1 protein-coding gene is annotated in these 634 nt (G+C 56.6%); it reads right to left on the bottom strand.

Annotation, left to right across the window (positions count from 1 at the left end; genetic code table 11):
• Positions 1 to 265 precede the first annotated feature (265 nt).
• Positions 266 to 634 (bottom strand): transposase (locus INQ47_RS25635; protein WP_252461572.1); only part of this gene is annotated, 369 nt, incomplete at its 5' end.

The raw sequence follows: 634 nt of genomic DNA, 5'->3' as shown, positions 1-634 counted from the left end.
AACCCGCTCCTATGTATGGACTCGCCCACACTGTCTAGCTGCTTTTTTGAACATAGGAACCCGGTTGCATCTATGTATCAGGCCTGTTCGAGGAAGCTTTTTGCTTCTGGCCAACATCGTGGTGAGCTCGCAGTGTGCCGTTTACATTGAGGCCACTATCAGGCCTGTAGGAGCGGAGGCATCGGTCTGCGACGGTCTTACCTAGGGTCAATGTTCACTAGCAGGGGTTGGAGCGCCTAGCGCCCCGGTGGCATTACTCGGTTGGTCAGAGGCTCATAGCCGCCTCCGGTTTTTCGTTCGGTTTGCGTTGGTAAACCTGATCGCTCTGTAACAGGGCCCAGATAATCCGCAGATTTCGATTAGCCAGCCTGATCGCCGCCTCCTTGCGCCCAAGGCGGGATAGCCAACGCAAGAGGCGGCGATCATCTGGCTGATCGGAATCAGGCCTTAGCTGGCTCAAAACGGCATGCGCGCCCTGGATCATCAGGCTGCGTATGTAGCCGTCACCGCGCTTGCTCATCTTGCCCAATCTGATTTTGTTTCCGCTGCTGTGCTGATCGGGCACGATACCGAAGAAGGCGGAATACATTCGGCCACTGGCGAAGCGGCTGGGGTCGGTCTGTTTCGCCACGAT

The organism is Pseudomonas sp. 3HC3 (assembly GCF_044904505.1).
GTDB lineage: Bacteria > Pseudomonadota > Gammaproteobacteria > Pseudomonadales > Pseudomonadaceae > Aquipseudomonas > Aquipseudomonas putida_Y.
The sequence above is the reverse complement of the archived record's forward strand: the minus strand, read 5'-3'. Positions and strand labels throughout refer to the sequence as shown.